19 protein-coding genes and 1 other RNA gene are annotated in these 20,988 nt (G+C 63.2%); 8 read left to right on the plus strand and 12 right to left on the minus strand.

Annotated features, from left to right (window positions below; translation table 11 throughout):
• Positions 1–996, minus strand: coding sequence for a 16S rRNA (cytosine(1402)-N(4))-methyltransferase RsmH (rsmH, locus tag ABIE49_RS10710; RefSeq protein ID WP_192738080.1), 996 nt, complete (start codon positions 994–996; stop codon positions 1–3).
• Positions 997–1,511: 515 nt separating this feature from the next.
• Here rsmH and ABIE49_RS10715 point away from each other — a divergent pair.
• A complete protein-coding gene (locus tag ABIE49_RS10715; RefSeq protein WP_192738081.1) occupies positions 1,512–2,381 on the plus strand; it encodes an N-acetylmuramoyl-L-alanine amidase in 870 nt (289 codons plus the stop codon).
• On the opposite strand, the gene ABIE49_RS10720 is transcribed toward ABIE49_RS10715, so the two are convergent.
• Together ABIE49_RS10720 and ABIE49_RS10725 are read right to left on the minus strand one after the other, a co-directional pair.
• Positions 2,382–3,755 carry an NAD(P)/FAD-dependent oxidoreductase gene (locus tag ABIE49_RS10720; protein WP_192738082.1) on the minus strand — a complete coding sequence of 458 codons (1,374 nt, stop codon included), beginning with the start codon at positions 3,753–3,755 and terminating at the stop codon, positions 2,382–2,384.
• Between the two features lie 73 nt (positions 3,756–3,828).
• Positions 3,829–4,461, minus strand: a complete 633-nt coding sequence (locus ABIE49_RS10725) for a GntR family transcriptional regulator (protein WP_354066749.1) — start codon at positions 4,459–4,461, stop codon at positions 3,829–3,831.
• 210 nt (positions 4,462–4,671) lie between these two features.
• On the opposite strand from ABIE49_RS10725, the gene ABIE49_RS10730 reads away from it, so the two are divergent.
• Positions 4,672–5,559, plus strand: a complete 888-nt coding sequence (locus tag ABIE49_RS10730) for a transporter substrate-binding domain-containing protein (protein ID WP_192738084.1) — start codon at positions 4,672–4,674, stop codon at positions 5,557–5,559.
• 26 nt (positions 5,560–5,585) lie between these two features.
• On the opposite strand, the gene ABIE49_RS10735 is transcribed toward ABIE49_RS10730, so the two are convergent.
• Entirely contained in the window at positions 5,586–6,842 is a 1,257-nt protein-coding gene (locus ABIE49_RS10735) for an RNA polymerase sigma factor (protein ID WP_192738085.1), read from the minus strand.
• Positions 6,843–6,856: 14 nt separating this feature from the next.
• Complete coding sequence (locus ABIE49_RS10740) at positions 6,857–7,207, minus strand: YciI family protein (protein WP_192738086.1); 351 nt, start codon at positions 7,205–7,207, stop codon at positions 6,857–6,859.
• A 137-nt stretch (positions 7,208–7,344) separates the two neighbouring features.
• Here ABIE49_RS10740 and rnpB point away from each other — a divergent pair.
• An RNA gene (rnpB, locus tag ABIE49_RS10745) (RNase P RNA component class A) lies at positions 7,345–7,761 on the plus strand.
• A gap of 69 nt (positions 7,762–7,830) precedes the next feature.
• On the opposite strand, the gene ABIE49_RS10750 is transcribed toward rnpB, so the two are convergent.
• The 3 genes from ABIE49_RS10750 to ABIE49_RS10760 form a co-directional block, all read right to left on the minus strand.
• The gene (locus tag ABIE49_RS10750) at positions 7,831–8,559 is read right to left on the minus strand and encodes an alpha/beta fold hydrolase (protein WP_192738087.1); all 729 of its coding nucleotides are present in this window, start codon (positions 8,557–8,559) and stop codon (positions 7,831–7,833) included.
• Positions 8,560–8,672: 113 nt separating this feature from the next.
• Positions 8,673–9,638: a helix-turn-helix transcriptional regulator gene (locus tag ABIE49_RS10755; protein WP_192738088.1), complete on the minus strand. Its 966-nt coding sequence runs from the start codon at positions 9,636–9,638 to the stop codon at positions 8,673–8,675.
• Between the two features lie 19 nt (positions 9,639–9,657).
• Entirely contained in the window at positions 9,658–10,389 is a 732-nt protein-coding gene (locus ABIE49_RS10760; RefSeq protein WP_192738089.1) for an alpha/beta fold hydrolase, read from the minus strand.
• Between the two features lie 192 nt (positions 10,390–10,581).
• Between ABIE49_RS10760 and ABIE49_RS10765 the strand changes: the two genes are divergently transcribed.
• Both ABIE49_RS10765 and ABIE49_RS10770 read left to right on the plus strand, forming a co-directional pair.
• Positions 10,582–11,325: a sulfite exporter TauE/SafE family protein gene (locus ABIE49_RS10765; protein WP_192738090.1), complete on the plus strand. Its 744-nt coding sequence runs from the start codon at positions 10,582–10,584 to the stop codon at positions 11,323–11,325.
• Between the two features lie 72 nt (positions 11,326–11,397).
• Positions 11,398–12,342, plus strand: coding sequence for a DMT family transporter (locus tag ABIE49_RS10770; RefSeq protein WP_192738091.1), 945 nt, complete (start codon positions 11,398–11,400; stop codon positions 12,340–12,342).
• Here the strand turns inward: ABIE49_RS10770 and ABIE49_RS10775 are convergent.
• The 4 genes from ABIE49_RS10775 to ABIE49_RS10790 form a co-directional block, all read right to left on the minus strand.
• Positions 12,317–13,678, minus strand: coding sequence for an MATE family efflux transporter (locus ABIE49_RS10775; protein ID WP_192738092.1), 1,362 nt, complete (start codon positions 13,676–13,678; stop codon positions 12,317–12,319). The genes ABIE49_RS10770 and ABIE49_RS10775 overlap by 26 nt on opposite strands.
• A gap of 75 nt (positions 13,679–13,753) precedes the next feature.
• Entirely contained in the window at positions 13,754–15,556 is a 1,803-nt protein-coding gene (locus ABIE49_RS10780) for an ABC transporter ATP-binding protein (protein WP_192738093.1), read from the minus strand.
• 368 nt (positions 15,557–15,924) lie between these two features.
• A complete protein-coding gene (locus tag ABIE49_RS10785) occupies positions 15,925–17,517 on the minus strand; it encodes a DHA2 family efflux MFS transporter permease subunit (RefSeq protein WP_192738094.1) in 1,593 nt (530 codons plus the stop codon).
• Positions 17,518–17,561: 44 nt separating this feature from the next.
• Entirely contained in the window at positions 17,562–18,881 is a 1,320-nt protein-coding gene (locus ABIE49_RS10790; RefSeq protein WP_192738095.1) for an HlyD family secretion protein, read from the minus strand.
• Between the two features lie 189 nt (positions 18,882–19,070).
• Between ABIE49_RS10790 and ABIE49_RS10795 the strand changes: the two genes are divergently transcribed.
• From ABIE49_RS10795 to ABIE49_RS10805, 3 genes are all read left to right on the plus strand, one after another.
• A complete protein-coding gene (locus ABIE49_RS10795) occupies positions 19,071–19,712 on the plus strand; it encodes a TetR/AcrR family transcriptional regulator (protein WP_192738096.1) in 642 nt (213 codons plus the stop codon).
• Between the two features lie 250 nt (positions 19,713–19,962).
• On the plus strand, positions 19,963–20,217 hold the full coding sequence (locus ABIE49_RS10800; RefSeq protein WP_354066750.1) for a PilZ domain-containing protein: 255 nt from the start codon (positions 19,963–19,965) through the stop codon (positions 20,215–20,217).
• Between the two features lie 216 nt (positions 20,218–20,433).
• Positions 20,434–20,922, plus strand: a complete 489-nt coding sequence (locus ABIE49_RS10805) for a peptidoglycan-binding domain-containing protein (RefSeq protein WP_192738098.1) — start codon at positions 20,434–20,436, stop codon at positions 20,920–20,922.
• The last annotated feature ends 66 nt before the right edge of the window (positions 20,923–20,988 follow it).

Genomic DNA, 20,988 nt, shown 5'->3' on the forward strand with positions numbered 1-20,988 from the left:
TCAGCCTCCCCTCATGACGCTGTCGATGGTCGGCCATGCCGGCAGTGCGTCTGCGGCATGCGCCGGCGCCGCGGTCCGCTCGGCGGCGCGCAGTTTGGCGGACCGCGCGCGCGGATTGGCCGATATCTCCGCCTCATTGGGCGTGACCGGGCGCTTGGTCAGAATCTGGAAACTCGGAACGGCCTGCGCGATCTCGGGCAGATGCCGCGATCCGCCGCCGGACTTGCCGCGCTGGTTGAGGAAATCCTTGACGATGCGGTCTTCCAGCGAATGAAACGACACCACGACCAGCCGGCCGCCCGGCTTCAGCACGCGTTCCGCCGCCGACAACGCCAGATGCAGCTCGTCGAGTTCCGCGTTGACGAATATCCGCAAGCCCTGGAACGTCCGCGTCGCCGGATGAATTTCGTTCGGCTTGGAACGGACCACCTTGCCGACGATGTCGGCGAGCGCCTTCGTGGTCGTGATCGGCGCTTCCTTGCGGGCGGCGACGATGGCGCGCGCGACGCCGCGGGAGTGACGCTCCTCACCGAAGATGTAGATGATGTTGGCAAGGTCGGCTTCGGAGGCTTTCGCGACCACGTCCGCCGCGGTCGGGCCGTCATGCCCCATCCGCATGTCGAGCGGCCCACCGAGCCGGAACGAAAAGCCGCGCTCGGCCTGGTCGAGCTGCATCGAGGAGACCCCGACGTCCATCACGACGCCGTCGACGGCATCAACGCCCTGCGCGGTACAGACCTCGGCGAGATTGGAAAACCGGTCCTCGACCAGCGTCAGCCGGGCATCCGCCTGGTCGACCAGATCGAACCCGCCAGTGATCGCCGACCGGTCGCGGTCGATACCGATCACCCGGGTTCCAGCGGTTTCCAGGATCATCCGGCTGTAGCCGCCGGCGCCGAAGGTGGCATCGACATAGATGCCGCCGTCGCGGGGATTGAGCATCTCGACCGCCTCGCGGCCGAGAACGGAGATATGGCGGGAGGCAGCCGGGGTCATCCGCCGGCTTTCAGCGTATTCCAAGGTACGATACGAAAACTGGACGCCAACGGGCCCATTGCGCCTCAAATCCCTGCGCTTTGCCGGGCTGTTCCGGCCAGAAAACCGCTGCGAGGCGCGATGGCTGTTTCCCGCCCCCGCCCGCAAACCCTGTTTTCCGGACGGAATTTGCTGGGCTGCCATGGCTTTTCGAGCGTGAAAGAGGGCCTCGGCCGTCCCCAAAACCGGTTCGGCTCATCATCACTTAGTAACGGCACTTAGCGTTAAGAAAGCGTTGATGATCGGCCGCGGCTTTTACGCGCTTTATAGCTACTCGCAAGCCGGTGATGCCCGGCTCACTGGCGAAGCCGGTGATGCCCGGCTCACCCGGTGATGCCCGCCGCACACACTCGGTCAAAATGCGAAACCGGGCGCGGCTGCCCGATTGCGCGGATGACTTGGTAAAGGAATAGTAAAGATCGTTATTTTGTAAAATTTGCGGGTTATCGTTCTCCTGCCCGGTTTGAGCTCATATAATGGCTGCTGGTTCGTTCACGTCTGCTGGTATTGATTCGAAGCGTCAACGCGCCCTTCCCGTTCCCAGGGCCATCGCGGACATGAAGACCTTTACCCCGGATTCCTCGATTGCCTCCGACGTGATTCCGTCGGCGAACTATGGCGACCGCAACAAGGGTCGCCTGCCCGACATGATCCTGCTGCACTACACCGGCATGCCGGATGTGGAAGGCGCAATCGCCCAGCTCTGCACCGCCGGAACCGACGTATCGGCGCATTACATCGTGCTGGAAGACGGCCGCATCGTGCAATCCGTGCCCGAGAGCAAGCGCGCCTGGCATGCCGGCGTATCGTTCTGGGCCGGCGAAGAAGACATCAACTCCTGTTCGATCGGGGTCGAGATCATCAATCGCGGCCACGACTGGGGCTATCCGGATTTCCCGCTGCGCCAGGTTGCCGCCGTGATCGCTCTGTGCCGCGGCATCATGCTCCGCCGCAACGTGCCGCCGCATCGCGTGCTCGCGCATTCCGACGTCGCGCCTGCGCGCAAAAAGGATCCCGGCGAGAAATTCCCGTGGCATTCGCTGGCCAATTCCGGCGTCGGCCATTGGGTGCAGCCTGCGCCGATCGTGCGCGGCGAAACGCTCAAGCTCGGCAGCATAAGCGACGATGTCGTCGGCCTGCAGACTGCCCTGGCGCGCTACGGCTACCAAGTGCCGAACCACGGCAAGTACGACGGCCCGACCATGGAAGTGGTCACCGCGTTCCAGCGCCACTTCCGCCCGGCCCGCGTCGACGGCATCGCCGATCATTCGACCATGAGCACGCTGCACGCGCTGCTGGCCACTTTGCCGGCCGATGCGACGCCGACGCAGGTCGCGGCGCAGTAGCTAGAGCACACCGGTTCCCGCGCTGCCCCGCAGCTGCCGCATAAAATTCTCGTCGTCGTAGCGTGACAGGCTGAGACGCTCCGCAAACCCGGGCCGCTGTGCGCCCTGAACCCAACTCGCGCAAAGCGCGCCCGTGGCGCAGGCCGCCATCGTTCCGAAACCGGAAAGCGCGCCGGCGACGAAGGCGCCTTCGGTCTTCATCGGTCCGATCAGCGGCCAATTCTCTTTGGTCATGGTGTAGTAGCCGCCGTAATGCGTAATCTGCCGCGGCAGCCGGCCGTAATACTGCTTCAAGCGCGGGTTCAGCCTGCTCGCGCCTCTCAGAACGATATCCGGAAAGTTGGGATCCGTCGGGAGATCGTCCTGCGGTTCTGACGGCTGTCGATTGTAAGCCCAGCCCAGCTTGATCCATTTTCCATGATCGCCGCCTTCCGGGCGGCAGTGAATTCCGCCGGGCATCGGGCGGGCGAGCCAGGCCGTGGCGCCATCCTCCTCGAGAAGCTGACGCTCCTTGCTGGTCCAGTCGATCGTCTGGCCATCCAGATCGATCGAGAACGGCATTCGTCGATCGATGGCACCGAGATTATCGGCGAACGCAATCTTCTGGTGAAATACGTTCTCGACCGGGAGTTCTTCCCCCAGCATTCGCGCGATGTCGGCGACATACGGGCCGGCGGCGTTAACGAGGATCGCAGCATGAAGTGTCTGCTCGCCTTCCTCGCCACGCATCTTCAGTGCAAAGCCACCGTCTTGCCGAACGATTTCGGTGACGCGCGCTCGGCTCACTGCGCCTCCCGCCGCCCGGACTTCCTCCATCATCAGACTTCCAAGCTGCTGCCCGCTGATGTCTCCGGCGCGGCGGACGTGCAGAACGGTGGAGACCTCAGGATCAAACGTCGGAAAATGGCGACGGATCAGTTCCGGGTTTTGAATAACGTCGACACCTTCGGGCGCATCCTGCCAATCCTCCGAGACCGCCGGTATGTAGGACGAAGACGACGCTGCGCCGTGCACGCGTATCCGGCGCGCACCCTCCGGCCCGTAACCTGTATGGAGCTCCTCCAACAATCGGTCCGGCTTTGCCTGACGCGTGGCCAGTGCGTAGCCCCGGCGGGTAATACGGACGCGGTTGTCGTGCCGACGGGCGATTTCCTCGAGCAGATCGATGCTGTAGTCGGTGAACTCAGTCATGATCGGATGCGGCCACCAGTTGCGGTAGTTTTCACCCGAAGCCGCCGAGGTCAGGCTCATCGGTGCCTTCTGGTCGACGATCACGATCCGCAAGCCGGGACGGCTCCTTGCCAGATAATAAGCGCAGGCGATGCCGACGATTCCAGCCCCGATCACGGCGATATCGGCTTTGCGGGCGTTCATTTCATTCTTTCTCCAGGCTGGCTTCCGCCGGCAAAGCGATCAGGGCGCGTGGATATTGCTGCGGTGGATCAAATCAGCTCGCGGAACTTGCATCCCGTGAAGCGTGACGTTGTGCGGACCTCAGCGTTTTCTGCGTCTGCACGATGTGCTCGCGCAAAAGCCGAACCGCCTTTTCAATCTCGCCGGCGCGACACAATTCGAGCAACTGGTAATGCTCGCGCTGCGGGCGCTCCTTGCCGGTCGCACGGGACACCAGAGCCCGCGTAAAACGGCTGACATGACCATAGTTCGCTTCGATCATCGCAAGCAGGCGCGGCCGATTGCACGGCGCGTAGAGCGTTTCGTGGAATCTCCAGTTGAATGCGCCCCACTTTTCCGGATCGGGCTCGTCGTCATACGACCGGAGGATCTTGTTTGCATCGTCGAGATCAACCTCTCCCATGGCCGGGATAGAAAGTCGCAGCGCATGACATTCAAGTGCGATGCGAATCTCGAGCAGCTCCACAACCTCGTCGATCGACATATCGGATACGACCGCGCCGCGATTGGGCAGGAACGTAACGAATCCCTCGGCCTCCAACTGCTTGAGCGCTTCCCTCACGGGAATACGGCTGGTGCCGAACCGTTCCGCCAACTCGTCCTGCCTGAGCTGAAATCCGGGCGCGAACTCACCCAGGCTGATCGCGAGTCTCAGCGCCTCGCGCACGGCGTCCGGCGTGGACCCATGCCCCCCGGTCCCTCGGCTCTTTGCGGATATTCCAGGTCCCATTCAGCTTTCCCGGCGTTTGCTGCAGACCGCGACATTCGATTGCGCGGTTACGTATAAAATCAGTTTGTATATTATACGATCCATATGTATAAAATCCAGCTCAATCATATCCAGAAACGGCCGGTCAGTTGAAAAGGGAGTAAGTCCATGAAAGGACTGTTTTATTCGTTGATCCTGGCGACTGCGGTCGCTGTCCCTGCCCATGCACAGTCGCCCGGTGGGACGCTGGCCAAAATCAAAGACAGCGGCGAAATCCGGCTCGGGCACCGGGACGTTTCGATCCCGTTTTCGTACCTCGACGACAATCAGAAGCCGATCGGGTTTGCGATGGACCTCTGCGGACGGATTGTCGATGCGGTGAAAAGCGAACTCAAGCTTCCAGCCATTCAGACGAAGCTTCAGCCGATCCAGCTCGCCACTCAAATTCCGCTCATTCAAAACGGCACGATCGATATCGTTTGCGGTCCCGCAACCAACACGCTTGAACGGCAGAAAGTCGTGGCCTTCAGCAACACCATCTTCGTCTCGAGCATTCGCGCCGTGGTAAAAAAGGACGCTGCGATCAAGACCTTCGAGGACCTGAGCGGCAAGCCGGTCTCCCTGACGTCAGGTTCAACATCAATTGCGCTGCTGACGGCGCGTGGTCAGGAGAAAAATTTCCAGACCAAGAACATCCTGTCGGGTGACCACGCCGGATCGTTCCTCGCGCTGACGACGGGCCGCAGCGAGGCCTTCATCATGGACGACATTCTGCTCGCCAGCCTGATCGCCAACAGCCCCGATCCGGACAACTGGCGCATTATCGACGATAGCCTCCGCACCGAACCGTACGGGCTGATTATCCGCAAAGACGATCCGGAGTTCAAAGCGTTGATCGACAAGACGCTGGTCGCCATGATGAAAAGCAATCAGTTTGGCGATCTCTATGCGAAATGGTTCATGAATCCGATTCCGCCCAAGAACGTGAACCTGAATTTCCCGATGACGCCGCCGTTAAAAGACGCGGTCGCCAACCCGACGGACAAGGGAGTCTGATCTATCCCGATCGCGATGAATCCCGCCTAGGCCTTCGCTCCGGCATCGCGGTCCAGTTCTTCCATCCGCCGTGCGTAAAGCCGCCGCAACGGCTCCAGTTGCGTCGCTGATGTGGCGGCTAGATAGGCTTCGCGCGCCGCATCGCGCCGGCCAAGGCGGCGCAAGAGATCGGCGCGGACGGCCGGCAGCAACTCATACCCTTTCAACCCGCCGCGCGCCTCCAGCGCATCGATCAGGTCGAGCGCCCGCGCCGGCCCGTCGACCATCGACAGCGCGGCGGCGTGATTGAGTTCGATCACCGGCGACGGGCTGATCCGCAGCAGCACCTCATAGAGGCCGGCGATCTGCGGCCAGTCGGTGTCGTTATAGTTCGGCGCACGCGCGTGCAGCGCTGCGATCGCGGCCTGCACCGCATAGGATTGCGGCCGCCCCGGCACCCGCAACGCCTCTTCCACCAGCTTCAAGCCCTCCGCTATCTGGGCCTGATCCCACAGCGACCGGTCCTGCTCTTCCAGGAGCACGATGTCGCCGCCCGCGGTCTCGCGGCCGGCGCGGCGGGAATCATGCAGCAACATCAGCGCCAGCAATCCCTTGATCTCGCCGCGGCCGGGCATCAGCGCGTCGAGCAGCCGCGCCAGCCGGATCGCTTCGCGCGCCAGATCAGGCCGCATCAGATCTTCGCCCGAGGTCGCGACATAGCCTTCGGTGAAGACCAGATAGATCACCGCGAGCACGCCGCGCAGGCGCGGCTCCAGCGCTTCGCGTTCCGGCACTTCGTAGGCGATGCCGGCGAGGCGGATTTTCTGCTTGGCGCGCACCAGCCGCTGCGCCATCGCATCTTCGCTCGCGAGAAACGCGCGCGCCACCTGCGCTGTCGAAAGCCCGCACACCGTGCGCAGCGTCAGCGCCACCTGCACTTCCATTGCAAAGGACGGATGGCAGCAGGTGAAGATCAGCCGCAGCATGTCGTCGTCGAGCACATTGTCGGCGGCCTCGTCAGGCGCCGATGCATTGAGCAGGATTTCGCGCGTCAGCTCCTGCTGCTTGCCGCGAAACGCGGCGTTGCGGCGGACGCGATCGATCGCCTTGTTGCGCCCGACATTGACCAGCCAGGCGCGGGGGTTTGCCGGCATTTCGGCAACGGACCAGCGCTCCAGCGCCACCGCGAACGCGTCCTGCAGCGCATCCTCGGCGAGATCGAAATCGCCGACGAGGCGGATCAGGGTTGCCAACGCCCTGCCCGCCTCGTCGCGGAAGATTTTTTCGATCTCAAGCGGCGTCATTCGCGTACTTGCCGTCAATCATAAACCATGACCGGCCGCACCTCGATCGAACCTTTCCTGGCCTCGGGAATGCGCGCGGCGATGGCGAGCGCGGTGTCGAGATCCTTGGCCTCGACCAGATAATAGCCGGCGAGCTGTTCGCGCGTTTCCGCGAACGGACCGTCGGTCGTGAGCGTCTTGCCGTCGCGGACGCGCACGGTGGTCGCCGTCGTCGTCGGCTGCAAACCGTCGCCGGCCTTGAAGTGGCCGCTCTGGATGATGGATTGCGTGAACGCGCCATATTCCCCCGACATTTCCTTGCGCGCCGCCGCATCCATTTTGCCGAACTCAGCTTCGCTCCGATAGATCAACAACAGATACTGCATCGCTCTACTCCTCTTGATCGGCAGGATCGCCGACACCCAGTCGAACGGGCCGGACGCGAAACGACATCTTCAGGATAGTTTATTTTGCTCCGTTTCGTGGCTTGACGCCACGCCGCCCAGCCCCCATGCGTAAGGGGTCAGTCGGCCGGACGGCCGCTCTCGCTACGGTCGAAAGGCTGCGGGAGAGGAAAGTCCGGGCTCCATCGACATACGGTGCCGGATAACGTCCGGCGGGGGCGACCCCAGGGAAAGTGCCACAGAGAACGAACCGCCTTCTCTTAGGAGGAGGCAAGGGTGAAAAGGTGCGGTAAGAGCGCACCGCGGGTCCGGCAACGGAACCGGCATGGCAAACCACACCGGGAGCAAAACCGAATAGGGACGGCACCGCGGGCAGTTCGCGAAAGCGAAAACGCCGCAGGGCAATGTCAGGCTCGCCGTCCGGGTAGGTTGCTCGAGGCCATGTGCAAACATGGTCCCAGAGGAATGGCCGTCACGTATCACTCGCGAAAGCGAGTGATACCCTACAAAACCCGGCTTACAGGCCGGCTGATGTTTCTAAAATGAGGGGTTCGGCGTAACGCGCCGGACCCCTCGCCATTTTCAGGAGCGCGCGCTCCGGCAGTTCAGTCGCGCGCCGCCTCCTCGATCGCCTGCGCGAGCCGCGCCGGGTTGCTGAAGAACATCTCATGGCTGCCATCGCACTCGACGAGGCGAAACAGGCCGAGGCGCTCCGACAACCGCGGATGCCACGGCAGGCTGTGCGGCAAGGCGATATCCTGGCGGCAGTTGACGTAGGATTTGCCGACCGGCAACTCCGCCAGCGGACGCTTCAACGCGATCTTGTCGGTAAATGTCTTGTAGGGATGCGGGTTGAGTTTGGCGAACGCGGACTTTGCCAGATCGATATCGGCGTCGTTGATGAATGCATCGCGCCAGATTTCAAACGGCAGCATGACCGCGTTCTTGTTGGCGGCGGCCACCGCATCGAACAGCCCGACATAATGCGGCGGCACCATGTCGTTGAGGCACTGCCCGTCCAGCGGGACGAAGGCATTGACATAGACGAGACGCTTGATGCGATCCGTCAGCCGGTCGGCAACGCCTGAAATCAGCATTCCCCCATAGCTGTGGCCCACCAGCCAGATATCCCGCAGATTGTTGGTTTCGATGTAGCTGGTAACCGACGCGATCGCCTGCTCCAGCCCGACCTTGTCGCGATCGTCGCCCGCGTTGTTGCCGGCAACCGTCGGGCAATGCACGGCATGGCCGTATTTGCGCAAGTGTCCGGCGACGGCATCCATTTCGGCGCCGGTGTGCCATGCGCCGTGTACAAGGACGTAAAGGCCTGCCATTTCCGTCTCCCCCGTTTATGGAAGTGGATTTGATAGGCCGGGCAGATTATGCCGGATGGCCGGATTAAGCCACCATCATCGCCGATTTACGCCAGGGGCTTTGCCGGAACGGGTCAGCGCTGTCGCCTGAATGCGGCCGGTGTCATGCCCAGATATCTGCGGCATTGGCGAATGAAATGGGACGGATCGGACAGGCCGACGCGCAATCCTATTCCGCCGACACCGATGTGATCGAACCGCGCTTCACTCAGCATCCTGCGCGCGACCGCCATCCTGCAGTCGTTCAGCACGCCGCTAAACGTCAGGCCTGACTTGTTGAGGCAGCGATGCACCGTCCGCTCCGAAACCCGCAGATGCTCCGCGACGGAAGCGGCCGTCAGGCCCGGTTCGGCGTAGAGCAACCGGATGGCGCGGCCGATCTGATCCAGCAGGTTGCCCGCCTCGCGCTGCTCCGACGGCGTGGCCGGAATCTCGCTGCCCGCCGCCAGCGCCAGCAGGCCGCCGAGCTGGTCGGTGAGAACCTGCGCGGGCAGCGGCAGGTCGACCGCCAGATGGGGTGATAACTGGCACGCAAATGCACTGAGCGCGGCGCCCCAGCCGGTGCGCCCGTCGATTCGCTGCCCGGCCCGCCGTTCGGGATCGGTGACCCACGATTCGACCCACGCGATCGGCAACTCCAGCGACAGCGTGTTCGCAGTCACCGGAAAATTGAATTCATAGCAGCGCCGGGAGTCCAGCAACACGAGATCGTGCGGCTGCAAGATCGACCAATGGCCGTTCTGCATCACCGTCCAGTCGTTGTCGGTCTTGCAGAGAAGGTAGTAGTAGTTCGACGCACTGCGCCCGAGGCTGGCTTTCCTGCGGTAGACGTGCTGCGCCGAGCCCTCGACGCGGTTGATGCCGATGGTGTCAAGTTGCCCGCGCTGGACCGAGCAGTCGAAGCCCGACCGAACCGGCGTCGTGATATCCATCTCGAGAAAGCATTCGCAGACGGCGCCGATCCAGTAATCCAGACGCCGTTCCGGCTCGACCAGGCCGGTCGACCATTTCTCGATCACTGCCGCCGTCCTGGCCGCCATGGCTCCGTCTCCCTCAATTTTACGCCACGATCTTCTCCAACAGCGCCATCAGCGCTTGCGGCGCGGTGACGTTCGGCGAGTGACTGGCATCGATCTCGAAATAGCGCCATGCCGGATCGCTCTTTGTCTTCCTCGCAAACGGACCGAACGTATCGGCCGGCGGGAAGCGGGTGGCGTAGATGTAACTGCGTGGCAGCGTCAGTGTGCCGCCTTGCAGCTTGAGCCTGGTCTCGAAGCATTTGACCGGCATCGGGGCGCGGCGCGCGGCCAGCCATTCGACGTCCTCAGCCGCGGTGTCCGGCGGCGACGTCATCGGCGGGATGCGCCAGCCATCCCCCTTCTTCGCGCCGTCCAGCATCGGCTGCCGGCCCGGCTCGTTGATGTCGAACAGCGACTGGCCATCGTCAGGCACGAAGGCGTCGACATAAATCAGCTGCGTAACGCGATCCCTGGCACGATCGGCGACGCCGGTCGCGACCATGCCGCCATAGCTGTGGCCGACCAGCACGATGTCGCGCAGGTCCTCGTATTTGATGACATTGAGCATGTCCTCGATATGGGTTTCGAGGTCGATCGAGGGGTTTGCCAGGTGCGCGCGTTCGCCAAGCCCGGTGTAGCTCGGCGTCACCAGCCGATGCCCGGCCGCCTGCATCAGCGGGTGCATCTTCTTCCACGCCCAGCCCGCCGACCACGCGCCGTGACAAACAAGGAAGGTCTTTGCGGAGGTTGAGCTCATCGGGGGCGTTTCCATGATTGTTGTTGAAGGCTTCGATTGCAATAGTACCCGGCGGCGTGGGCGTGTAAATGTCGCGCTCAACTCAACGACGTCATTCCGGGGCGATGCGCAAGCATCGAACCCGGAATCTCGAGATTCACCGGTGCGCAATTGCGCACCTGAGGTCTGGTCCTTCGGACCATCCCGGAATGACGAAGGAAAAAACAGTTGGAAACGTCCACTTACGCGCTGTTGCTTTTTGGCGCGCTTGCCGGCGGCTTCGTCTCCGGCCTTGCCGGTTTCGGAACGGCGCTGATGGCGCTGGGGATCTGGCTTTATGTGCTGCCGCCGTCGCTGGCCGTACCCTTGGTGCTGATCTGTTCGGTCAGCTCGCAGATCTCGACGCTGCCGACGATGTGGAAGGTTCTCGACTTCAAACTGGCCGCGCCGTTCGTCATCGGCGGGCTCGCCGGCATGCCGATCGGCGCGCTGCTGGTCGCGCAGGCCGAGCCGCAAATATTCAAATTGAGCGTCGGGGTGATGCTGCTGGTGTTTCCGGCCGCGCTGTTTTTCGTCCGCAAGCCGATGGCGTTCGCCTTCGGCGGCCGGCCGGCGGACGCCGCCGTTGGATTTGCCGGCGGCATCCTGGGCGGCCTCGCCGGGCTGTCCGGCCCGCTGCCGACCCTGTGGGCCAGCGTGCGCGGCTGGACCAAGGATCAGCGTCGCGGCGTATTCCAGATCTTCAACGGCAGCGTGCTCGGCGCCGCCCTGCTGCTGCAAATCATCAGCGGCTTCGTCAAATGGGAAGTGTTCTGGCTCGCGCTGCTGGCGCTGCCGGGCACGCTGATCGGCGCAAGGATCGGCGCGCGGACCTATCAGGCCCTGAGCGACCGCAATTTCTACGACATCGTGCTGGCGCTTTTGTTTCTGTCCGGGCTCGCACTGGTGTGGAGCAGCATTGCTCCGAGGTAGCGGCGCATGGCCGCCATGTGCTCCGAGTAGATTGCTGTACGCTGATCTGCAAAACAGTTATCCATTCGCATCATGACCTCTCCAACTTTTTCACGCGCACGTCTCGGTCTGTTGCTGGGTTTTGTCGGCGTGCTGATTTTTGGCGGCACGCTGCCGGCGACTCGGCTCGCGGTCTCGGCAATTGATCCGATTGCACTGACCTCTCAGCGCACACTGATCGCCGGAATATGCTCGCTGATATTGCTGGTCGTGCTGCGTCGCCCGCTGCCGCCGCGCGCTCTGTGGCCGCAACTGGTCATCATTATGATCTGCGTCGCCATCCTGTTTCCGTTCCTGATGTCGGTGGGGGTGCAGAGCGTCGATGCCTCGCATGGCGGCGTGGTGTTCGGGATCATGCCGATCGCGACCGCCCTGGTCGCGGTCATGATCACCCACGAACGGCCGCGGCCGCTGTTCTGGATTGCCTCATTCGCGGGCGCAGCATTGGTGATCGCGTTTGCTCTGCGGCAAGGCGGCGGCGCGCTTTCGGTCGGTGACCTGTTCCTGCTTGCGGCGGTGGTCGTCTCCGGCATCGGCTACGCCTTCTCCGGCCGACTCACCGCGCAGATGCCGGGCTGGGAAGTCATCAGCTGGGTGCTGGTGATCGCGTTGCCGCTTTCGATCCCGGCCACTGCGCTGACGATGCCGGCTGATCTCAGCCACATCCCCCTAAAACCGTGGCTGGGACTGCTCTACGTCGCGCTGTTCTCGCAATGGATCGGCTTCTTTGCCTGGAACGCCGGCATGGCGATGGGCGGCATCGCGCGGGTGTCGCAGGTGCAGCTGCTGCAGCCCTTCGTGGTGTTTGCGCTCGCGGCTGTTTTCAACGACGAGACCATCACGCCGCAGATCGTGCTGTTCGCCGCCGGCGTGGTCGCAACCGTCGCGATCTCGACACGCACGCGCGGGCGCAAAGCGCCCGATCGCTCGGAACTTACATCCGTTCCAGGCGTCACGCCGCCGGCAACGCCGACTTGAGCGGCGCCAGGCGTTTCCTGAACTCCAGATGCAGCAACCACAAGCTCAATGCGGCCTGCAGCGTCGTCGACAGGTTCGACAGGTACCACACGTATTCGATACGAAACCCTGGCCTTGCAGACAGCCAGAGAACGGGCAACGCGTAGCTGATCAGGCGTACGCCGGAGCTCAGCAGCACCGGCTTGGTGTCGCCCAGTCCCTGGAACATGCTGGAGCACACAAAGGTAAATCCCTGCGCCACGAGATTCAGCGAGACCATCTGAAAGAACATGATGGCGACCGCCACCGTCTCACGATCGCTGGCAAAACCACCGAGCAGCAGGCCGGGCCAGCATTGCGCCAATATGGTGAAAACGATCATCACCACCGTGCTGATCATGGCCGCCTTGACGAAGGTTTCTTTCACGCGTGCAGCGTTACCGGCGCCGAAATTCTGCCCGGCGATCGGTCCGGCGGCGAGCGCGATGGCTAGCGCCGGCATCTGGATGAGGCCGAGCACACGCGTCCCGATGCCAAATCCGGCCTGTGCCGCCGCGCCAAAGTCGCGTAATGCGTAATAGATCACACCCATCCAGATGAATATGATCGCGAACTCGCCGCCGGCCGGCAGACCGACATAGAGGATGCGCTTCCAGTGCCGGGCCTGCGGACGCAGTTGCGCGAGATTGAGGCCGACGTAGCGCTCCAGTCTTCGAAAATACATCCACAGCATCAGCGCGCCGATCAGCACCGCAATTGAACTCGCAAGGCCAGCGCCCGCGACGCCGAGCGCAATGCCGGTGCCCCAGCCTGAGATCAGAACCGGCGCCAGCGCGATATTGATGATCACCGCAAGCGCCTGCACGATCATGGTCGGCCGCACTATACCGGTACCGCGCAACGCGGCTCCCATCACCTGCGTGGCGAATTGCAGCACAAGCGCGGGCATGAACCAAAGCAGATACGTCGTGCCCGCCTCGACGTTGGCCTCGTCGGCGGCGACCATGCGCATGTAACGGCCAGCGAATGCGGATCCTGCCACCCATGTCAGCACTCCGCACGCGGCCGCCAGGCCGAGCGCCTGGTTGAACACCAGATTGGCGTCGGCCTGATCCTTGCGTCCCACGGCATGCGCAATGAGTGCGACGGTGCCGACGCCCAGCACCTGCATCAGGCCGTTGATGAGAAATGCTGCGTTGCCGGCCGCCGCCACGCCCGCGACGGCGGCATCACCAAGCCCCGCCACGAAATACAGATCGACGAGCTGGCAGATCATGATCGTGATCATGCCGGCGACGATCGGTGGCGCCATGCTCAGGATGTGGCTCACGATCGAGCCTTGCGTAAGGTCTTTCATTTCAAATCCACATCTTCAAATCTGTCTCCGGTGCGCGGCCTCGGAACATCCGGAGGCCGCGCGCCGCAATGTCATTTACTCGGCCGCCGTAATGCGGCCGAACTCCGTCGCCTGCCGCTCGAACAACCCGCGATAGATGCCCCCCGCGCGCGCCGTCAACATCGCGTGGGTGCCCTGCTCGACGATCTTGCCGCGATCGAACACCAGGATCCGGTCGAGGCTGCGCACCGTCGACAGCCGGTGCGCGATCACGATCGAGGTGCGGCCTTTCATCAGCCGCTCCATCGCCTGCTGGATCAGGCCTTCGGACTCCGAGTCGAGGCTCGAAGTCGCCTCGTCCAGGATCAGCACCGGCGCATCGGCCAGGAAGGCACGCGCCAGCGCGACGCGCTGCCGCTCGCCGCCCGACAGCTTGACGCCGCGTTCACCGACCAGCGTGCCGTAACCCTTCGGCAGCCGCAGGATGAACTCGTGCGCATTCGCCAGCCGCGCCGCCTGCTCGACCGCCGCCATGCTGGCGCCGGGCCTGCCATAGGCGATGTTCTCGGCCAATGATCGGTGAAACAGGATCGGCTCCTGCTGCACGATCGCGATCTGGCTGCGCAGCGAATGCTGCGTCGCTTTCGCAATGTCCTGACCGTCGATCAGGATCTTGCCGCCGCCGATGTCGTAGAGCCGCTGCACCAGTTTGACGAACGTGGTCTTGCCCGAGCCGGAACGACCGACCAGGCCGACACGCTCGCCGGCGCGGATGTCCACCGACAGGCCGTCGTACAGCGGATCGCGATGGCCGCCGTAATGGAACGTCACGGCGTCGAACACGATGCGGCCGCCCTGGATGTCGATCGGCTTCGCATCGGGCGCATCCGCTATGCCGATCGGCTCGGCGTGGATCGCAACCAGTTCCTCCATGTCGTTCACCGAACGCTGCAGGTTGTTGATGTGCATGCCGACGTCGCGCAGATAGGCATGGATGATGTAGTAGCTGGTCAAGACATAGGTGACGTCGCCGGGCGTGGCGCGGCCCGCCATCCACAACAGGATCGCGCCGCCGATCACGGACGTGCGGAAGCACAGCAGCACCGCGAGCTGCGCTGTCGAGGTGTAGTTGTAGCGTATCCAGGTCCGCTGCACGCGCCGGCCCCAGCGGCCGATGACGCCGGCCAGCCGCCCGTCCTCGCGCGCTTCCGCGCCAAAGGATTTCACCACCGCGTTACACGTCAGTGCATCCGCCAGCGTGCCGCCGACCTTGGTGTCCCAGGCGTTGGAGACGCGCGCAGCGGGAGCGATGTAATTCATCGAGAACGCGATCGTCATCGAGACATAGATCACCGTGCCGACCGCAATGACCGCCCCGAGCGAGGGCCAGTGCAGCCCGAGCAGGATCATCGAGCCGAGCAGCACCGTCAGCGACGGCGCCAGCGCCATCAGGATGGTGTCGTTGAGCAAATCGAGCGCCCACATGCCGCGCGTGATCTTTCGCACGGTGGAGCCGGCAAATGAGTTGGCGTGCCAGTCGGTCGAGAAGCGCTGCACCCGCATGAAGGCGTCGCGCGACACGTCGGACATGATCTTCAGCGTGAACGGCACGATCGCCTGCAGGCCGATCAGCCGCAGCACCATCGACAGCGCGCCCAGCGCCACGATGCCGCCAAAGGCGATCATCGCCGCGCGGCGCGCGGCGGGATCAGACGCCCCTTGCGTCAGTGCATCGACCAGATGGCCGGAGAACAGCGGCATGAACAGGTCGGCGGCGGTCGCCCCCAGCAAGCCGCCGGCAACAACGCTGGCGCGGGCGGGCTGTTCGAGCCAGTGGCGGAACACGAACGGGAGCACCACCCGGATCGCCGTGGGACGCTTGTTGGTTTGAACGGTCATGGCCTCATCCGGCACCGCTTGCGCGTACGCCGGCTCCATCTGAAAGGACGCGCGGGGCGGCACAGGGCCGAACGCAAGCGTCGTTGAAAAAAACGGTAACTCGTTGAGAAGTTTTGAAGATCGGGGAAGCTTGGGATGATCGGGACGTCAGGCCCGATCAGAGCTGGCGAAAAGTGGCCTCAAAGGCCCGATACAGCGTCCAGCATAGGCATCGAACGCGAGCGGGCGGTCTGCGAATTAGACGAAATCATGCAAATCCTCCCCGGTTCGAGCGACAATGCGTTGCTTATAAATGCATCACGGGTGATTTGCAACATGACAACCGCGTGAGCGCGCGAAATCAATCGACGCTCAGTTCAATGCCCAATTCAATGCCCTGTGCCGCCACCCGCCGCCAGCGCCGGCGGCTTGTTCATCAGCACGACCAGAAGGCTCAGGCCGACATAGAACACGGCCAGCATGAAGAAGGCGTCGCCGAACCCCATCACGACAGCCTGGCGGTGGACGATCTGCGATAATTGCTTCATCGCCATTCGCGCGGAGTCGCCCATGCCCTGCATGCGCTGGGTGAACATGTTGAGCGTCTCCACAGCCATGGCATTGCCCCAGTTCACGCGTTCGTGCAGGCGGGAGATGTGCAGGTCGGTGCGCTCGTTCAGCACCTGGTTGATCAGCGCGAGCCCCACCGCGCCGCCGAGATTGCGCGTCAGGTTGAACAGGCCGGAGGCGTTCTTGACCCGCTCGGGCGCCAGCGTGCCGAGCGCGATGGTGTTGGTCGGCACCATCGCGAACATCATGCCGACGCCGCGCAGGATTTGCGGGACCAGCAGTTCATAGAAATCATATTCGCGGGTGATCCAGGTCATCAGATACGAGCCGAGCGCGAAGCTGCAAAGCCCGAAGGCGATGAGGTAACGCATGTCGACCTTGGTCATCAGCCGGCCGACGAGCGGCGCGGTGAGGAACATGGCGACCCCGGAGACGAACATGGTCTCGCCGATCATCAGCGCGCTGTAGCCGCGTATTTCGGCGAGATAACGCGGGTAAACATAGGTCAGGCCGTACAGCCCGATGCCAACGCAGAACGAGATCAGGCAGCCGATGGCGAAATTGCGGTCGCCGAACGTCCTGATGTCGACGATCGGCTCATGCGCTGTCAGCACGCGCCAGAAAAACGCGATCGCAGACGCCAGGCAGACGGCGGCGCAGATCGCGACCGACGTATCCTGCAGCCACTGATATTGCGGGCCTTCCTCGAGCACATATTCGAGCGAGCCGAGGAAGCCCGCCATGAACAGCAGGCCCCACCAGTCGAAATGTTCGAGCAGCTTGAAGTTCGGCTCGTCGAAATCGACCAGGATCAGCACACCGATGGTGATGCCGATGCCCGGAATGATGTTGATGAAGAACAGCCAGTGCCACGACATCAGGTCGGTGATGTAGCCGCCGACGGTGGGACCAATCGTCGGCGCCAGCGTCGCGACGAGGCCGATGATCGGGCCGACGATGTAGAATTTCGAGCGCGGAAATACCGTGTAGGCGGAGGCGAACACGGTGGGGATCATGCCGGCGCCCAAAAATCCCTGCAGCGCGCGCCACACGATCATCTGCTCGATCGTGGAGGCGAAACCGCAGAAGAAGCTCGCGATGGTGAAGCCGGAGGCGGAGATCGCAAACAGCAGGCGGGTGCCGAACGCGCGCGACAGGAAGCCGGAAAGCGGAATCGCGATCACCTCGGCGATCAGATACGAGGTCTGCACCCACGACACTTCGCTCGAGCTTGCCGAAAGCCCGGCCTGGATCTCGTTCAGCGATGCCGAGACGATCTGGATGTCCAGGATCGACATGAACATCCCGAACACCATGATGAGGAACGCAAACAGCCGTCGCGGCGGGATGCGCTCGTCCGGCACGCTTGCGGCTGATATCATCGACGGCGATGCGGTGGTGGCGTCTGCCATGATCTGCTCAGGACGCGCGCCGGGCTTCCCCTGCGCTGAAAAAATTACTTCGGATGCAGCATCGGCGACGCGTCGAGGTCGGCCTCGTTGTCGGCATCGGCCGCGCCGTCACGGGTGTTGACGGTCGTGTAGACCGACATGCCCGCGCGCAGCAGGTTTTGCTTCGCGACATCCTTCGGCACCCGTATCCGCACCGGCAGCCGCTGCACGATCTTGGTGAAATTGCCGGTGGCGTTATCCGGCGGCAGCAGCGTGAACACCGAGCCCGCCGCGGGCGAGATGCTGTCGACCACGGCCGCGAACTTGCGATGGCCGTAGGCATCCACGGAAATCGTAACGGGCTGGCCGGGACGGATGCGCTTGAGCTGGGTTTCCTTGTAATTGGCATCGATGAAGACGTCGTTGAGCGGCACCACATTGCCGAGGCGCTGGCCGGCCTGGATGTAATCGCCGGTGTTGACGATGCGGTTGGAGAAGGTGCCGTCGACCGGCGCACGCACCGCGGTGAAGGCGAGATCGCGCTCGGCCTTGGCCAGCGTGGTCTGCAACTCCGCCAGCTGGGCCCGGGCTTCGTTCTGCTGCGCCCGGGTCACTTCGACATTGTCGCGCGCGGCATCAAAGGCCGCCTGCGCCGATTTTACCTGCGCGACACCCTGATCGCGGCCGGCTTCGGAAACTTCGAACGTGGCGCGCGAGGCAAAGCCTTTGGTGCTCAGCGCCTGCTGGCGGTCGAAGTCGAGACCTGCGCGCTTCAGCGCCGCTTCCGCGGAGACGAGTTGCGCCTTGGCCTGCTCGACCGCGCTTTCCATCGCCGCCACCTGACGGCCGATGCGGTCGATAGTGGCCTGCTGGGTCGCGATCTTGGTGCGCGCGGCATCCACCGCGATCCGGTAATCGCCGTCATCGATCCTGTAGATGACGTCGCCGGCGCGAACGATTGAATTGTCTGCTGGAATGATCGACGCGATATGGCCCGCAACCCGCGCACCCAGCGTGGTGTTGTTGGCACGCACATAGGCGTCGTCGGTCGAGATGTAAAAGCGTCCAATGAACGTGTAGTAGACGCCGTAGCTGACGGCCGCGAGTGCCAGCAACGCGAACACGCCCATCATCACGAATTTGCGCTTGCCGGATTTCGGCGCTGCGGGTTGTGCGGCATCGGCGGGCGCGGCGGTTGCCGGCGCGCCTGGAGCAGTTGCCGGCTGGCGCCTGGTTTCTTCCGCAACGTGGGTTCGAGGCTGGTCCGCCAACTGGGCGGGGTCGCGCGCGGCGTCTTCGGCCGTTGCCGCCTCCGGCTCCTGACGAGCCGACGTCTCCGGCTGTTGCCGAACGACGCGTGCGGCCTGGTCTCTCGCTGCGGCCATACTCCGGCCTCCCCATTACTCGTGCACGGCGCAGACGCAGCCGAAACCCGGCCGTGAAGGCATCGTCATTCCCAGAATTAACATTGACCGAACCGTTCGGTCAAGATACATTTGCGTGAAGGGACCATAGATCGAAAGCACCTTCCCGTGCATATGTCCGGTTGAAATCTTTCCCGAGAAGATAAACCAATGGTTGCAGATACGTCGCATACGCTTGATGTCGTCGCCGACGAGGATTCCTCGAAGCGCCGCCAGATCCTCGATGGCGCGCGAAAGGTGTTCCTGGATCTCGGGTTCGACGGCGCCAGCATGGGCGAGATCGCGCGCTCCGCCGGCGTCTCCAAGGGAACGCTCTATGTCTATTTCGCCGACAAGCACCGCCTGTTCGAAGCCATCGTCGAGGAAGAATCGATCGAACAGGGCAAAACCGCATTCAATTTCGACCCCGAACGCGGCGTCGACATCACGCTGCCGGAGTTCGGCCGGGCCTACATCCAGGTGCTTTGTCGGCCCGGCGGCGGCTCGGCGATCCGCACCGTGATGTCGATTGCGGAGCGGATGCCGGAAGTCGGCCGCAGATTTTATGACAATGTGCTGGCCCGCACCGTCAACCGCTTCGCCGCTTATCTTGAGGCGCGGGGACGGCTCGGCGAACTCGTGATCGACGATTACGAACTGGCGGCCTGGCAATTCATGCAGATGTGCCAGGCGACGCTGTTTCAGGCTTTCATCTTCCAGGCCAAGCCCTCGCCGTCGCCAGAGCAGATCGCAACCGTCGTCGACAGCGCGACGCGGGTGTTTCTGACGGCGTATCGGGCGAAGGTGGACTGAGGGCGGGCGGTGTCGGCTACAGAGCGAGATTGTCATCCTCCGCGCATGCGGAGGATCCAGTACGCCGCGGCTTTTCGGCTCTATCGCTAACGCCCCTGGAATACTGGATCGCCCGCTTTCGCGGACGATGACAGTTGAGTGTGTGTGCTCATGCGGGTGCATCTCCACCACGCCCTCCCGTTCGTTCAAATTGTCCGCAACTGCAACCACGCGCCCCCTCCCCGCGTTTGACCCGTGGGAGGTATGTGCCATGGCAATTTTCGGACGAAGGCCCCGGCCCTCGCGCCGGCGAACCAATCAGGCTGCATGGATGACCATCGATGGCAGTTTTGCTGCGCGTCAATGCACCGTCATCGACATTTCGGAAGGCGGTGCGCGATTGCGGGTTGAAGACCCGCAATTCGTCAAGCCGCATTTTCATCTGAAGTTCGACCGGGCCTCCCCGGGCAGGGCCTGCAAGGTCGCCTGGAAGAAGGGCGACCTGATCGGGATCAAGTTCGTTTAGGGATGCCACCGTCTACTTGCGCCGACGCCGCGACGCCTGCCCTCGCTGGGCGTCATGCGGTGCAACAATCGACGCCCGCTATGGAACAAGTGTTCCCGCCAGCCGTTGCCAGCGACGAAACCAAAATCGACCTTTGATTCAAAAGCCGGGTTCGTATTTGCGCCGACGCAGGCTCTCAAAGCGCAATCATTTGAGAGACTCGGGGGAAAATAGGCCATGCGTGTCCTGATCCTTGCCTTGTCGATCCTGGGAATCCTTGTCTGCTCGGACGCTGCCAAGGCGGGGCCCAGCACGACCACGCGCGATCAGGCCGCATCCGTCGATGAGGCGGTCTTCACCGACGAAGCAACGCAGGAAACCGAGGATCGGATCGGCCTCGACAAGAGAAAGCGCCGCGACCTGCAGCGCCGGCTGACCCGTCTCGGCTTCGACACCAGGGCCAACGGAAAATTCGACGCGCGGACCCGCGCCGTCATCACGCGCTGGCAGGCGGCGCGCGACTATCCCAAGACCGGCTTCCTCAACCCGTTGCAGCATCAGGCACTCCTGAACGAGTCCGCCTCGACGGCGAACGCCAGCATCCGTGACAACAAGTCCGGCAACGAGCGCCGAGCCCGACGTCGCGGCGGGGGCGGAAGCAATCCGGTTGGCGTGATCGGCGGCGTCGTGGGCGGCGTGGTCGGCGGAATTTTCGGACGCCGGTAATCCGCAAATGCTCCTGGGCTTGAACTCGGCCGCCGCGACCGGAAGCGAGACGTGGGGCAGTTAGCC

This window comes from Bradyrhizobium sp. OAE829 (assembly GCF_040546575.1).
In the GTDB taxonomy this organism is placed as follows: domain Bacteria; phylum Pseudomonadota; class Alphaproteobacteria; order Rhizobiales; family Xanthobacteraceae; genus Bradyrhizobium.